Source organism: Verminephrobacter aporrectodeae subsp. tuberculatae At4 (genome assembly GCF_000193225.1).
Taxonomy (GTDB): Bacteria; Pseudomonadota; Gammaproteobacteria; order Burkholderiales; family Burkholderiaceae_C; genus Acidovorax; species Acidovorax aporrectodeae.
This window is the reverse complement of the sequence record NZ_AFAL01000389.1, coordinates 1-13,079: the sequence shown is the minus strand read 5'-3', so window position 1 is coordinate 13,079 and position 13,079 is coordinate 1. Positions and strand designations below refer to the sequence as shown.

Below are 13,079 nucleotides of genomic sequence, written 5' to 3'. Positions count from 1 at the left end.
CGTCACGGCGATCATCGCCATATTGGCCGCCGTCGCCTATCCCTCATACAGGGAGTATATTGCCAAGTCCAGACGTGCGGAAGCCAAGACCATTCTGATCAGTGCCCAGCAATGGATGGAGCGGTTTTATACGGAGAACTTTCGCTACGATGAAAACAGTGCCGGCGTGGCTGTAACTGATCTAACACAGTTTCCATCCCGTTTCAGTGTCTCTCCAGTTCCTGGCCAGGGTAGCCCGGTTTACGCAATTTCCCTGGATAAGAGTTCCATTAAGCGTGACACATATTCTGTAAAGGCTGATCGGATAGCGGGCTCCGTGATGGCCAATGATCGTTGCGGAGATTTTTCCATCGATCATTTGGGGAGAAAAGATCTGAAGAATTACTCCGGATTTGCCGACAAATCGGCTGCCATGGAGGCTTGCTGGAAGTGACGATGGTTGGGGCACTGCCTGGCCCACGGCCCAACTCATCAAGCAAAGCATGAGCGCAGCAGGGAATGACAAAACATATCCGGCTCCTCCAGCATCATCATGTGGCCGCAGCCGGGCAGCGCCGTGTCGCTGCGCGCGCCTTGCCGAACCCACGCGGGCACGTTCCAGCTCGCTGCGGATCGGCTGCCGGCCAGAAGATGGACGGCAATACCGCGCGCCATGAGTTGGCGCACGGTTTGCAGGTAGCCAGGTTCGGCGGTTTCCTCTACCACCGCGCGTGCCATGGCCTGCAGCGTAGCGGCTGGCTGGTTGTGCAGGATGCAATGCGCCATTTGCAGCCGCTCGGCGGTGGCGGCGATGCCGCTCCGGGATAGCCAAGCCGCTGGATCGCTCTGGATGCGTTGCAGTTCGTTGGCCCATTCGTCTGCGCCGAGCGGGGCGATGCGGCGGCACATGAAGGCGTCGTCCAGCGTGAAGTTGCCTTCTGCGCTGACGATGCTCTTCACCAAATCGGGGGCGCGTGCCGCTGCGAGCACCACCACCGCCCAGCCCACGCTGTGGCCGAGCAAATGGCAGGGCTTCGGTCCCAGGGCGCGCACAATGCGCACCACTTCGTCGGCCTGCGCCGCCAGGCTCAGTTGCGCCTGCGGTTCCCGGCTGCCATAGCCGAGCAGATCCGGGGTCAGCACCGTGATCTCCGGCATGCGGGCCGTCAAGTTGAAGCAGTGCAGCGGTCCGAACAGGCCGTGCACCATCACCAGGGGGATATCGCGATGCATCGTGTTCCTTTCTCATCAGGCCTTGGCCGGGGTCGGCGCAGGACTGAGCGGGTGGGCAGCATAATGCCGGACCTTTGACATCCAGGCCGCATGGCCGGACCCCAGCATGAGCAGCAAACACCTGCAAATCAGCCATGAAAACGCCGTGCTGCGCATCACGCTCGCGCGGCCGGAAGTCCGCAATGCATTCAGCGAGGAAGCCATCGCCGCGCTCACTGCGGCCTTTGCCGAGGCCGGGGCGCGCGCCGACGTGCGCGCCGTGGTGCTGGCCGCGCAGGGCCCCGCGTTCTGCGCCGGCGCCGATCTGAACTGGATGCGCCGCATGGCCGACTACACGCGCGAGGAGAATCTGCAGGACGCCGCCAAGCTCGCCGAGATGCTGCGCGTGATGCACGAATGCCCCAAGCCGACGATCGCCCGCGTGCAGGGCGACGTGTACGCCGGCGGAATGGGGCTGGTGGCCGCGTGCGACATGGCGGTGGCGGTGGATACGGCGGGCTTTTGCCTGAGCGAGGTGAAGCTCGGGCTCATCCCCGCGACCATCAGCCCCTACGTGGTGCGCGCCATGGGCGCGCGGGCGGCGCAGCGCTACTTTCTCACGGCCGAGCGCTTTGGCGCGGCCGAGGCCCTGCGCATCGGCTTCGTGCACGAGGTGGTGCGCGCCGAGGCGCTCGACGCCAAGGTCGACGAACTGCTCGCGGCGCTGCGCGGCACCGGCCCCGACGCCGTGCGCGCTTGCAAGAAGCTGCTGCGCGACGTCTGCGGGCGCGAGATCGACGCCCGCCTGATAGCGACCACGGTGCAGGGCATTGCCGATATCCGGGCCAGCGGCGAGGGCCGGGAGGGCGTGCAGTCCTTTCTGAACAAGCGCCAGCCTGCCTGGCTGCGGACCTGATGCCTGTCCTGCCCGTCGCCCATGAACGCGCTCCGGCAGAAGGCATGGCATGTTCCAGAAGATACTGATTGCAAACCGCGGTGAAATTGCCTGCCGCGTGGCGGCCACTGCGCGCCGCATGGGGGTGAAGACGGTCGCGGTGTATTCCGACGCCGACGCGCACGCCCGGCACGTGGCAGCCTGCGACGAGGCGCTGCACATTGGCGGCAGCGCCCCCGGCGAAAGCTATCTGCGCGCGCAGCGCATCATCGAAGCCGCGCAGGCCACGGGCGCGCAAGCCATCCACCCCGGCTACGGCTTTCTGAGCGAGAACGCAGGCTTCGCCCAGGCCTGCGCCGATGCGGGGCTGGTCTTCATCGGTCCGCCCCCTTCGGCGATCCGGGACATGGGGTTCAAGGCCGGCTCCAAGCAGCGCATGGAAAAGGCCGGCGTGCCGCTGGTTCCCGGCTACCACGGCGCCGACCAGGACCCGGCGCTGCTCCAGGCCGAGGCCGACCGCATCGGCTACCCCGTGCTCATCAAGGCCAGCGCGGGCGGCGGTGGCAAGGGAATGCGCACGGTGGACAGGGCCCAGGACTTCGCCGCGGCGCTCGACGCCTGCCGGCGCGAAGCCCGCAACAGCTTTGGCGACGACGCCGTGCTCATCGAGAAGTACCTGCAGCGCCCGCGCCACATCGAGATCCAGGTGTTTGGCGACAGCCACGGCAACTGCGTGCATCTGTTCGAGCGCGACTGCTCGGTGCAGCGCCGCTACCAGAAACTGCTCGAAGAGGCCCCTGCGCCCGGCATGGCGCCGGAACTGCGCGCCCGGATGGGGCAGGCCGCCGTGGCCGCTGCCCGCGCGGTGAACTATGTGGGCGCCGGCACGGTGGAGTTCATCGCCGAGCAACGCGCGGACGGCACGCTGGACTTCTTCTTCATGGAGATGAACACCCGCCTGCAGGTGGAGCATCCCGTGACCGAAGCCATTACCGGGCAGGACCTCGTGGAATGGCAGCTGCGCGTGGCCTGCGGCGAGCCGCTGCCTTTGACGCAGGAGCAACTCCGGATCAACGGCCATGCGATCGAGGCGCGCATCTGTGCGGAAAACCCGGAAAAGGATTTCTTGCCCGCCACGGGCACGCTCGAGGTCTGCGGCCTGCCCGAGTGCACGGCCTTCGAGCACGGTGCGGTGCGCGTCGATTCCGGCGTGCGCCAGGGCGATGCGATCAGCCCGTTCTACGACCCCCTGCTGGCCAAGCTCATCGTGCACGGCGCCACCCGTGCGCAGGCGCTGGCGCGGCTCGACGAGGCGCTGGCCCGCACGCACATCGTGGGCCTGGACAGCAACGTGCAGTTTCTGCGCCGCTTGGCCCGCAGCGACTCGTTTGCCAGCGCCCGCCTCGATACGACCCTGATCGCGCGCGAGCAGGCGGCGCTGTTCCAGCGCGAGGACCTGGGCCTGCCCTTGGCCGCAGCCGCCGCCGTGGCGCAGACCCTGCTGCGCGAGCGGGCGAGCGAAGGCGCGGACCCGTTCAGCCGCCGCGATGGTTTCTGCAGCCACGGCCTGCTGCGGCGCCGCTTCGAGTTTGCGTTCGGCGACGCGCGCGCGACAGCCTGGCTGACCTATGGGCGCGGCGCCAACTGGCATCTGACCGTGGGCGAGGGCGCGGCGCAGCAGGCCGGGCCGCTGGTCTTTGGCCCGGCGGCGCAGGGCATCGATTTGCAATTTGCCGGCCTGCGCACGCACGCCGCCGTATACACGCAGGGCGAGGTCGAGCATGTATTCACCCCGCTGGGCGCCACGCGGATCGTGGCCATCGACCTGCTGGCCCACGCGGGCGAAGTGGAGGCGCCCGCCGGGCGCCTCACGGCCCCGATGCCGGGCAAGCTGCTGTCGTTCGCCGTAAGGGCCGGCGACAAGGTGCGCCAGGGCCAGCCGCTGGCGGTGCTGGAGGCCATGAAGATGGAGCACTTGATCGTCGCCCCCCTGGACGGCGTGGTGCAGGAACTGCTCTACGCACCTGGCGATCAGGTCAGCGAAGGGGCGGAGTTGCTCAGGCTGAGCGCAGAGCCCAGAATAACGCCACACATTATGGACAAATAAACCAAAATCGTCCAAAATGTGTGGTGTTATGCCAAGCAAGCCACTGCCCATGTTCCCCGCCGAGAAGAAGCTGCTTGCCGATTTCGGCGAGCGTCTCCGCCTTGCCCGGTTGCGCCGGGGCTATACGGCGGAGTTGGTTGCCGAAAGGGTTGGTATCTCCAGAATGACGCTTGGCCGGGCAGAGCAGGGTTCGCCAGCGGTTTCTCTTGGCGTCTATCTGAGGATCTTGGTCGTTCTCAATTTGGAGGGCGACATGGACGCCCTCGCGGCCGATGATCGCCTTGGGCGCAGATTGCAGGATTTGGGGGTTCCGGCACGCAAGCGAGCCAAGGGGAAATAATATGCCGGACAAGATGGAAGTGTGGCTGGATGCTGATCTCGTGGCAGCGCCGCAACGTGTGGGAACACTATTCCATGATCGTGGGCAGGTCTGGTTCTCCTACGCCAATGCCTGGCTGAAAAATCCGGTTTGCTTTGCTCTCGATCCGGACCTGACGCTGGATGCGGCGCCATTCTTTCCGAAACCGGAGACGGGTAGCTTCGGCATATTTCTTGATTCCTCACCGGACCGCTGGGGGCAGACGTTGATGAAACGCCGTGAAATGCTGGAAGCGAGGGATGCCAAAAGGCCCGTGCGCAATTTGTACGCATGGGACTATCTGGTTGGCGTTCAAGATGAAACACGGCAAGGCGCTTTGAGATTTCGGCGCGAGGGGGAGAACACTTTTGCGTCCGTGCACCCATTGGCAGCACCTCCTGTCACCAGCCTTCGTGCGTTGCAGGCCGTCGCATATGAGCTTGCAAATAAGCGGATTGATGACTTGAATGCGCTGCGGCAATGGTTGTCCGTGCTGGTAGCTCCCGGTTCCTCGCTTGGAGGCGCGCGGCCAAAGGCGAATTTCCGGGAACTGGATGGTTCGTTATGGATCGCAAAGTTTCCTGCGCGGGACGACAGCCTCGACGTCGGTGCATGGGAAGGTGTCGTGCATTCGTTGGCGCAGGACGTGGGTATTCATGTCCCGCAAGCAAAGACTGTCCGGCTCGGCGGCGATCACCATGCATTCTGTGTAAAGCGGTTTGATCGGAATGCAAACCAGCGGGTCTTCTATTCATCCGCGATGACGCTGCTCAGAAAGGAGCAAAGCGAAGGCTCCAGCTATTTGGAGATGGCCCATTTTCTGCAAACGCATGGCGCTGCGCATCTGATCGAGGAAGGGCTTGGGCAACTGTTCCGGCGCGTGGCATTCAACGTTGCAGTGGCAAACAGGGACGATCATCTTCGGAACCACGGATTCCTTCTTCGGCCCGGTGGTTGGGCACTTGCACCAGCATTTGACGTCAATCCGAACCCGGACAAGAGCGAGCATGTTCTTGCCGTTGACGATGGTGATAACCGGCCGAGCCTGGATACGGTGTTGCTTACCGCTGAATGGTATGGGTTGAAACCGGCGCGCGCAGAAGAGATCATCGGCGAAGTCGTTGACGGGGTGAAAAAGTGGCCTCAGGTGGCGCGTCGTTTTGGCATTGGTGGTGCGGAGATAGCGCTGATGCAAGGTATATTTGGCGTGCAACCGGGTTCTGACGGCGATTCAGGACAAGATCGTGTTTCTCCCTAGATGAATGGCAGGCTGGAATCCCATGAAAATCACCTTTTGCTGCGCCAACACCGAGTCCGGGCCCTGGCTGCAAGGCTTGGCCGCTGCACTGCCCGGCGCCGACGTCAGCCTGTGGCAACCCGGCGCGCCGCAGGCCGACTACGCCGTGGTTTGGGAGCCGCCCCAGCGCTTCATGGACGAGCAGCCGGGCCTCGAGGTCCTGTTCAACATCGGCGCGGGGGTGGACGCCCTGCTCCCGTTGCGTCTGCCGCGCGCCGCGCGCGTGGTGCGCTTGGACGATGCGGGAATGGCCGTGCAGATGGCCGAGTACGTGTGCCATGCGGTGATCCGCCATTTCCGCGCGCTCGATGCCTGCGCGGCCGATACGCGGGCCGGGCGCTGGGACTGCCACGGGCCGCGCCAGCGCAGCGATTTCCCGGTCGGCGTCATGGGCCTGGGGGTGCTGGGCGCGCGCGTGGCCCAGGCCCTGGCGCATTTCGAGTTTCCGGTCAACGGCTGGAGCCTCTCGCCCAAGGCCCTGGCCGGCGTGCGCAGTTTCAGCGGGGCCGGGGCCCTCGACGCCTTTCTGGCGTGCAGCCGCGTGCTGGTGAACCTGCTGCCGCTGACTCCCGCCACGCAGGCAATCCTGCACCGCGGGACGCTCTCGCGGCTGCTGCCCGGCGCCTACGTGATCAACGCCGCGCGCGGCGCGCACCTGGTCGACGAGGATCTGCTGGCGCTGATCGACAGCGGCCACGTCGCCGGCGCCACGCTCGACGTGTTCCGCACCGAGCCGCTGCCCGCCGACCATGCGTTCCGAACCCATCCCGCGATCACCGCCACGCCGCATATCGCGGCGCGCACGCTGCGCGAGGAAAGCATTGCCCAGATTGCGCGCAAGATCGCGGCACTTCAGCGGGGCGAGTCCGTGGCCGGGATGCTGGACCCGGCGCAGGGCTACTGAGCCCGAAGCGGCGCCGTGCGCTCGCGAACCTCCAGCCAGCGCGCGTAGTCTGCCGGGTAGGCCGCCCGGTAGCGCTGCATGTGAAAGGCCGCGTCGTCATCTCGCCCGAGCAAGATGGCACTTTCGATCAGCGGTTCGATCACGCGGGGCTCGGGGGAGAAGTGCAGCAGCTTGTTGGCGACTGCAAACACCTGCCCCGCGTTGTCCTGCGTGAGCCGGACGTTCGGCAGCAGCGCAAAATCGACTTGGTCCGTGAAAAACGGCGTCGCGCCGACCTTGCGCACGGTGTCGTTGCGCAAGGAGGGCGCGCGCTCGTCCAGGGGCATGTAGAGCTGGCTGACGCGGTAGAAGTCCCACCCGGCGTACGCGCCCAGCGCCACTGCGGCCCCCGTCGCCAGGGGGGCGCCCAGCCGCAGGACCGAAGCAGCGGCCCCGCGCGGCAGCGGCCAGCGGCACAGCAGCATCAGGGCCAGCCATGTGACCAGTTGGAAGGGCCCATACCACAGGGGAAATTCCAGCAGGCTGTGCAAGCCGACGAGCGCCAGGACGCCCCAGGCCAGTTGCCGGCCGGGGTCGCGCTCGCTCCAGGGTTTGCTGCGCAGCAGCCAGACGAGCAGCGCCGCGCAAAACAGCGCGGCGGCGGGCAGCCCCAGTTCCACGGCCAGATGCAGGGGCAGGTTGTGGGCATTGTCCAGCAGCGCGCAGAAGCGCTCCCCCGGGAACAGGGTGACGTAGTGCGCGTAGTCCAGTTCGCCCCAGCCCCATCCGGTCCAGGGTTTTTGTGCGATCAGGTGCAGCACGTTGCTCCAGAGCACGGCGCGGCTGTTGCAATCGGCGGACCCGGCGGCGAAGCGCGTGAACAGATCCTCTGCGACGACCCCGGTCCAGGCCTGCAGGACAACCGGCAGGGCCCACGCGGCCAGGCCATGGAATACCAGCGCCGCGAGCGCCAGGTCCCGGGACCTGCGCTCCCCTGCGACCGGCCAGAGCGCCGCCATGGCCACCACGAGCAGCCATTGCAGCGCCCCGGTGCGCGACGCGGTGGCGGCGCTGGCGGCGGCCAGCAGCGCCAGCGCGGCAGCGCTGAGCCCGGCGGGCAGCCACTGTGTGCGCGGTTTTCCTGGCGCAGCGCCGGTGCTTGGCGCCTGTTCGAAGAGCCACAGCACGGCGAGTGCGCCCAGGCTGATCAGCGAGGCCTGCTGATTGCGCTGGCGCAGATTGCCGATGGCCTGCCCGGGACTCGACGGCTGCACCCCGGCAATTTCCGGGTCTCCCAGAAAGTACTGCAGCAGCCCGATGGCGCTCGCCGCGAGCGCGGCGCACAGCAGCCCGGCAGCCAACTCCCTGGCAGAAACGACGCACCACGGCGCTGTGCCGGACGCCGCCCGCCCGCGCGCGTCCGCCAGGACCAGCAGCACCGCGGCGCAGCCCCAGGCGGCGAGCAGCGGCCAGAAATTGGTGCTCGGCGGCCGGGTAAAGCAAAACAGAAAGGGCCATGCCAGCGCCAGCAATCTCAGCGGCGTGCGCATGGCGGAGGAAAGCATGTCGGAGCGGAAAAAAGCGGGTGCGGGCACCGCGGATCATAGACGCCACGGTGACAACGGAGTAGACATTGGGCGCGGGCCGGGGGCGTTTGCGCAAGCGGCTGCTCATACAATGTGTGGTCCTTCAGCACAAGGCCAATCGCTTTGAAAAACCGGGCTGTGCCGCAGGCAGCGGGACAGAAAGTCGCATGCGAATTGATGAAGAATCTGCAAAAAACACCCGCACCCTTCCCTTCGCCGGCGCCAGCAACTTTCGCGATCTTGGCGGCTACCCGGGCCATGGCGGGCGGGTGGTGAAATGGCGCTGCCTGTTCCGTTCAGACCACCTGGCAGACCTCACCGCGCAAGACCGGGCCCTGCTCGCCACGCTGGGCGTGGCCCGCGCGGTGGACTTTCGCGGCCAGGCTGAGAGCGCCGCGTCTGCCTACGCATTCCCCGGGGTCGCGTACCACCCGCTGGCCATCGAACCCACCGTGGTGCAGCGCGCGCTCGAACTGCAACGCAGCGGCCGGCAGCTCAGCGCGCAAGACGCCGTGGGCCTGATGCAGGAAACCTACCGCGGCTTCGTGCACGACAGCGCCCCGCGCTTTGCCGCGCTGTTTCGCCTGCTGCTCGACGAGCGCCAGACGCCCCTGGTGTTCCACTGCACCGCAGGCAAGGACCGCACCGGCTTTGCCGCCGCCCTCATCCTGCTGGCCCTGGGCGTTGCGCGCGACCTGGTGATGCAGGACTACCTGCTCACCAACGCGCTCTACCGCCGCCCCAAGGGCGTTGGCAGCCACACCTCCGAGGAAGTGCTGGCCGTTCTCTGGCGCGTGCAGGAGGAGTTCCTGAACGCCGCGCTGCACCGCGTGGACCAGGACTTTGGCGGCGTTGCGGCGTATCTGGCGGATGCGCTGGGGGTCGATTCGGCCGCGCAAAGAGAGCTCGCCGGACGCTATCTGCGGGCGCCATGATCGCCAGGGTGGCGGCGCACCGCGGTTGACCGTCTCCAAAGCACCACAATCCGGGACGCAGCGGTGGCAGTTCAAAGGCCGGCCAAGCCCGGGCTCCCTACACTTCAGCCCTGTTTCGTTTTTTCGCCGGGCAGGGCATGCCCGCACGGAGGCTGTGCATGAAGTTTCGCTTTCCCATCGTCATCATCGATGAGGACTACCGTTCCGAAAACAGCTCCGGCCTGGGCATTCGCGCGCTGGCGCAGGCCATGGAGGCCGAGGGCTTCGAGGTGCTCGGGGTCACCAGCTATGGCGACCTGTCGCAGTTCGCGCAGCAGCAGAGCCGCGCCAGCGCGTTCATCCTGTCCATAGACGACGAGGAGTTCACGCAGGGCGAAGGGCTCGATCCGATCGTGCTGAGCCTGCGCAGCTTCATCGGTGAAGTGCGGCGCAAGAACGCCGAAGTGCCCATCTACGTGCACGGCGAGACCAAGACCAGCCGCCACCTGCCGAACGACATCCTGCGCGAGCTGCACGGCTTCATCCACATGTTCGAGGACACGCCCGAATTCGTCGCGCGGCACATCGTGCGCGAGGCCAGGAGCTATCTGGAAAGCGTGCAGCCGCCGTTCTTCAAGGCGCTGCTCGACTACGCGGAAGACGGCTCGTACAGCTGGCACTGCCCCGGGCATTCGGGCGGGGTGGCGTTCCTGAAGAGCCCCGTGGGCCAGATGTACCACCAGTTCTACGGCGAAAACATGCTGCGCGCCGACGTCTGCAACGCCGTGGAAGAACTCGGGCAACTGCTCGACCACACCGGCGCCATCGGCGAGAGCGAGCGCAACGCCGCGCGCATCTTCAACGCCGACCACTGCTTCTTCGTGACCAACGGCTCGTCCACCTCGAACAAGATGGTCTGGCACCACACCGTGGCGCCCGGCGACGTGGTGGTGGTGGACCGCAATTGCCACAAGTCGGTCCTGCACAGCATCATCATGACCGGCGCGGTGCCGGTGTTCCTCAAGCCCACGCGCAACCACTTTGGCATCATCGGCCCGATCCCGCAAAGCGAGTTCGAGCCGGCAACGATTTTGGCCAAGATAGCGGCCAACCCGCTGCTGCAGGGCGTGGACGCGAGCCAGGTCCGGCCGCGCGTGCTGACGCTCACGCAGTCCACCTACGACGGCGTCCTGTACAACACCGAGACCATCAAGCGCATGCTCGACGGCTACGTGGAGAACCTGCATTTCGACGAAGCCTGGCTGCCGCACGCGGCCTTCCATCCGTTCTACGGCAGCTACCACGCCATGGGCAAGAAGCGCTTGCGGCCCCGGCATTCGGTGACCTACGCCACGCAGTCGATCCACAAGCTGCTCGCCGGAATCAGCCAGGCCAGCCATGTGCTGGTGCAGGACTCGCAGCTCGTCAAGCTCGACCGGCACCTGTTCAACGAAGCCTACCTGATGCACACCAGCACCAGCCCGCAGTACAGCATCATCGCCAGCTGCGACGTGGCCGCGGCGATGATGGAGCCGCCCGGCGGCACTGCGCTGGTGGAGGAGAGCATTCTGGAGGCGCTCGACTTCCGCCGCGCCATGCGCCAAGTCGAAGCCGAGTTTGGCAAGAAGGACTGGTGGTTCAAGGTCTGGGGGCCCGAGAAGCTGGTCGAAGAGGGCATAGGCTCCGCGCAAGACTGGATCATCCGCAGCGACGCCACGAGCCGCAGCAGGAGCGCCAGCAAGTGGCACGGCTTTGGCCAGCTGGCCGACGGCTTCAACATGCTCGACCCGATCAAGTCCACCATCGTCACCCCGGGGCTGAGTCTGGACGGCCGGTTCGACCGCAGCGGGATCCCCGCGTCCATCGTCACCAAGTACCTTGCAGAGCACGGCGTGGTGGTGGAGAAGACCGGCCTGTACAGCTTCTTCATCATGTTCACCATCGGCATCACCAAGGGCCGCTGGAACACACTGCTGAGCGCGCTGCAGCAGTTCAAGGACGACTACGAGAAGAACCAGCCGATGTGGCGCATCCTCCCCGAGTTCTGCCAGCAGCACAAACGCTACGAGCGCATGGGACTGAAGGACCTGTGCCAGCACGTGCACCAGATGTACGCCAAGTACGACATTGCGCGCCTGACGACCGAGATGTATCTGTCGGACCTCACGCCCGCGATGAAGCCCTCGGACGCCTACGCGCACATCGCGCACCGCCAGACCGAGCGCGTGGAGATCGACCATCTCGAGGGCCGCATCACCGTGGGTCTGGTCACGCCGTACCCGCCGGGCATCCCGCTGCTGATCCCGGGCGAGGTGTTCAACCGCAAGATCGTCGATTACCTGTGCTTCGCGCGCGAGTTCGCGCAACTCTGCCCCGGCTTCGAGACCGACATCCACGGCCTGGTCGAGGTGGAGGACGAGAGCGGCCAACTGCGCTACTGCGCCGACTGTGTGCTCATCCCCGACGGGGCCTACGGCAGCCCCGAGCCACCGGGCGGCAGCCCCCGGCGCAGGCGCAGGGTCTGAGCCGCCCGCCTTGCCAGCGCCAGCGCTGCTGATAGCATTGCGCCCCCTCCACCTGCATGCCGGATGCACGCTCCGGCGGAAAGCACCCCATGCCTGCAAACCACCTCGGCCACCCCGGCCGCCGCCATTGGCTCGGCGCCGGCAGCGCGCTGGCGCTCGGCGGCCTGCTGCCTGCCGCATCGGCGCAGGCCGCGTGGCCCGCCAAGGCGCTGCGCTTCGTCGTTCCCTTTGCGCCGGGTGGAAGCTCCGAAATCGTTGCCCGCTCCACCGCCGTCGAGTTGGGCAAGACCCTGGGCCAGAGCGTTTTCGTGGACAACAAGCCGGGCGCTGCCGGCAACATCGCAATGGCCGAAGTGGCGCGCGCCGACGATCAGCACACGCTGATCCTGGGCCATATCGGTACGCTGGCGGTGAACCCCTTCATCTTCGACAAGCTGCCCTACGACGCGAACAAGGACTTCAAGCCCGTGAGCCTGCTGGCCAAGGTGCCCAGCCTGTACGTGGTGCACCCCGATCTGCCGGTGAACGATTTGCGCGAATTCGTCGCGCACGTGCGCAAAAACCCGGGCCGGCTCAGCTACGGCTCGGCAGGCAACGGCAGCGCGGGGCACCTGGCGTTTGAATATCTGAAGATGAGCGCCGGGCTGTTCATGCTGCACGTGCCGTACCGTGGCACCGGCCCGATGCTCACCGACCTGCTCGCGGGCCGCCTCGACGCAGCGGCCGTGGGCGCGGCAGCGATGCTGCCCTTCATCCGCTCGGGCAAGCTGCGCTGCATCGCCAGCGGCGCCGCGCAGCGCCTGGCGCAGTTGCCCAACGTGGCGAGCGTGGCCGAGCAAGGCTTTCCCGGCTTTGAAATGACCCAGTGGTACGGCATGCTGGTCCCCGCCAGCCAGCCCCCGGCGCAGCTCGACCGGTTGGCCGCAGAAACCATGAAGGCCGTCAAGGCACCCGCCGCGCTCGAGCGCCTGCAGGGCGACGCCGCAGAGGCCATCGGCGGCACGCCCGCACAGTTTGCGCAGTTCATCGCGGTCGAGCAGGCGCGCTGGAAGAAGGTGCTGCTGCGCGCCAAGGTCAGGCCGGACTAAGTCGTCTGCCCATGGCGCAAAGTCCTTGGATGACGTGCCGGGCAAGAGAGCGGTAGATCGCGTTTTCAGCCAAGGGCCGTCGTTGCGGTCCGGATGCCGGCCGGCGCGGCGTCTTGAGCAACCGGTGCAACAGATCGGCCCGCGGCTCAGGCGCAGGATTCCGTGGCCGCAGCGGCGGGCCACTCCAGCCGCACCGTGCAGCCGCCCCCGGGGACCGCGCTGGCCGTGATCGTCC

11 protein-coding genes are annotated in these 13,079 nt (G+C 66.5%); 9 read left to right on the top strand and 2 right to left on the bottom strand.

Going from position 1 to position 13,079, the window contains the following annotated elements; all coding sequences use genetic code 11:
- The coding region (locus tag VTU_RS31380; RefSeq protein WP_010103886.1) for a type IV pilin protein at positions 1–433 on the top strand (433 nt) is incomplete at its 5' end.
- A gap of 38 nt (positions 434–471) precedes the next feature.
- Here the strand turns inward: VTU_RS31380 and VTU_RS0110315 are convergent.
- Positions 472–1,212, bottom strand: a complete 741-nt coding sequence (locus VTU_RS0110315) for an alpha/beta fold hydrolase (protein ID WP_010103885.1) — start codon at positions 1,210–1,212, stop codon at positions 472–474.
- A 106-nt stretch (positions 1,213–1,318) separates the two neighbouring features.
- Between VTU_RS0110315 and VTU_RS0110310 the strand changes: the two genes are divergently transcribed.
- The 5 genes from VTU_RS0110310 to VTU_RS0110285 are packed head-to-tail and all read left to right on the top strand — an operon-like array spanning position 1,319 to position 6,752.
- The gene (locus VTU_RS0110310; RefSeq protein ID WP_010103883.1) at positions 1,319–2,107 is read left to right on the top strand and encodes an enoyl-CoA hydratase/isomerase family protein; all 789 of its coding nucleotides are present in this window, start codon (positions 1,319–1,321) and stop codon (positions 2,105–2,107) included.
- 49 nt (positions 2,108–2,156) lie between these two features.
- The gene (locus tag VTU_RS0110305) at positions 2,157–4,193 is read left to right on the top strand and encodes an acetyl-CoA carboxylase biotin carboxylase subunit (protein WP_010103881.1); all 2,037 of its coding nucleotides are present in this window, start codon (positions 2,157–2,159) and stop codon (positions 4,191–4,193) included.
- Positions 4,194–4,242: 49 nt separating this feature from the next.
- The gene (locus tag VTU_RS0110300) at positions 4,243–4,533 is read left to right on the top strand and encodes a helix-turn-helix domain-containing protein (RefSeq protein ID WP_010103880.1); all 291 of its coding nucleotides are present in this window, start codon (positions 4,243–4,245) and stop codon (positions 4,531–4,533) included.
- 1 nt (position 4,534) lies between these two features.
- On the top strand, positions 4,535–5,809 hold the full coding sequence (locus tag VTU_RS31375; protein ID WP_010103879.1) for a type II toxin-antitoxin system HipA family toxin: 1,275 nt from the start codon (positions 4,535–4,537) through the stop codon (positions 5,807–5,809).
- Positions 5,810–5,831: 22 nt separating this feature from the next.
- On the top strand, positions 5,832–6,752 hold the full coding sequence (locus VTU_RS0110285) for a 2-hydroxyacid dehydrogenase (protein ID WP_010103878.1): 921 nt from the start codon (positions 5,832–5,834) through the stop codon (positions 6,750–6,752).
- On the opposite strand, the gene VTU_RS0110280 is transcribed toward VTU_RS0110285, so the two are convergent.
- A complete protein-coding gene (locus tag VTU_RS0110280; protein WP_040892659.1) occupies positions 6,746–8,281 on the bottom strand; it encodes a Wzy polymerase domain-containing protein in 1,536 nt (511 codons plus the stop codon). The two genes, VTU_RS0110285 and VTU_RS0110280, sit on opposite strands and share 7 nt — an antisense overlap.
- Before the next feature lie 203 nt (positions 8,282–8,484).
- Between VTU_RS0110280 and VTU_RS0110275 the strand changes: the two genes are divergently transcribed.
- The 3 genes from VTU_RS0110275 to VTU_RS0110265 all read left to right on the top strand — a co-directional run bounded on the left by VTU_RS0110275 (position 8,485) and on the right by VTU_RS0110265 (position 12,844).
- Positions 8,485–9,252: a tyrosine-protein phosphatase gene (locus VTU_RS0110275; RefSeq protein ID WP_010103876.1), complete on the top strand. Its 768-nt coding sequence runs from the start codon at positions 8,485–8,487 to the stop codon at positions 9,250–9,252.
- A 158-nt stretch (positions 9,253–9,410) separates the two neighbouring features.
- On the top strand, positions 9,411–11,756 hold the full coding sequence (locus tag VTU_RS0110270; protein WP_010103875.1) for an arginine/lysine/ornithine decarboxylase: 2,346 nt from the start codon (positions 9,411–9,413) through the stop codon (positions 11,754–11,756).
- An 89-nt stretch (positions 11,757–11,845) separates the two neighbouring features.
- A complete protein-coding gene (locus VTU_RS0110265; RefSeq protein WP_010103874.1) occupies positions 11,846–12,844 on the top strand; it encodes a Bug family tripartite tricarboxylate transporter substrate binding protein in 999 nt (332 codons plus the stop codon).
- The last annotated feature ends 235 nt before the right edge of the window (positions 12,845–13,079 follow it).

Coding starts and splice junctions, on each gene's coding strand:
- VTU_RS0110300 (WP_010103880.1), top strand. CDS start 4,243: ATGTTCCCCGCCGAGAAGAAGCTGCTTGCCGATTTCGGCGAGCGTCTC.
- VTU_RS0110275 (WP_010103876.1), top strand. CDS start 8,485: ATGCGAATTGATGAAGAATCTGCAAAAAACACCCGCACCCTTCCCTTC.
- VTU_RS0110315 (WP_010103885.1), bottom strand. CDS start 1,212: ATGCATCGCGATATCCCCCTGGTGATGGTGCACGGCCTGTTCGGACCG.
- VTU_RS0110305 (WP_010103881.1), top strand. CDS start 2,157: ATGTTCCAGAAGATACTGATTGCAAACCGCGGTGAAATTGCCTGCCGC.
- VTU_RS31375 (WP_010103879.1), top strand. CDS start 4,535: ATGCCGGACAAGATGGAAGTGTGGCTGGATGCTGATCTCGTGGCAGCG.
- VTU_RS0110280 (WP_040892659.1), bottom strand. CDS start 8,281: ATGCGCACGCCGCTGAGATTGCTGGCGCTGGCATGGCCCTTTCTGTTT.
- VTU_RS0110310 (WP_010103883.1), top strand. CDS start 1,319: ATGAGCAGCAAACACCTGCAAATCAGCCATGAAAACGCCGTGCTGCGC.
- VTU_RS0110270 (WP_010103875.1), top strand. CDS start 9,411: ATGAAGTTTCGCTTTCCCATCGTCATCATCGATGAGGACTACCGTTCC.
- VTU_RS0110265 (WP_010103874.1), top strand. CDS start 11,846: ATGCCTGCAAACCACCTCGGCCACCCCGGCCGCCGCCATTGGCTCGGC.
- VTU_RS0110285 (WP_010103878.1), top strand. CDS start 5,832: ATGAAAATCACCTTTTGCTGCGCCAACACCGAGTCCGGGCCCTGGCTG.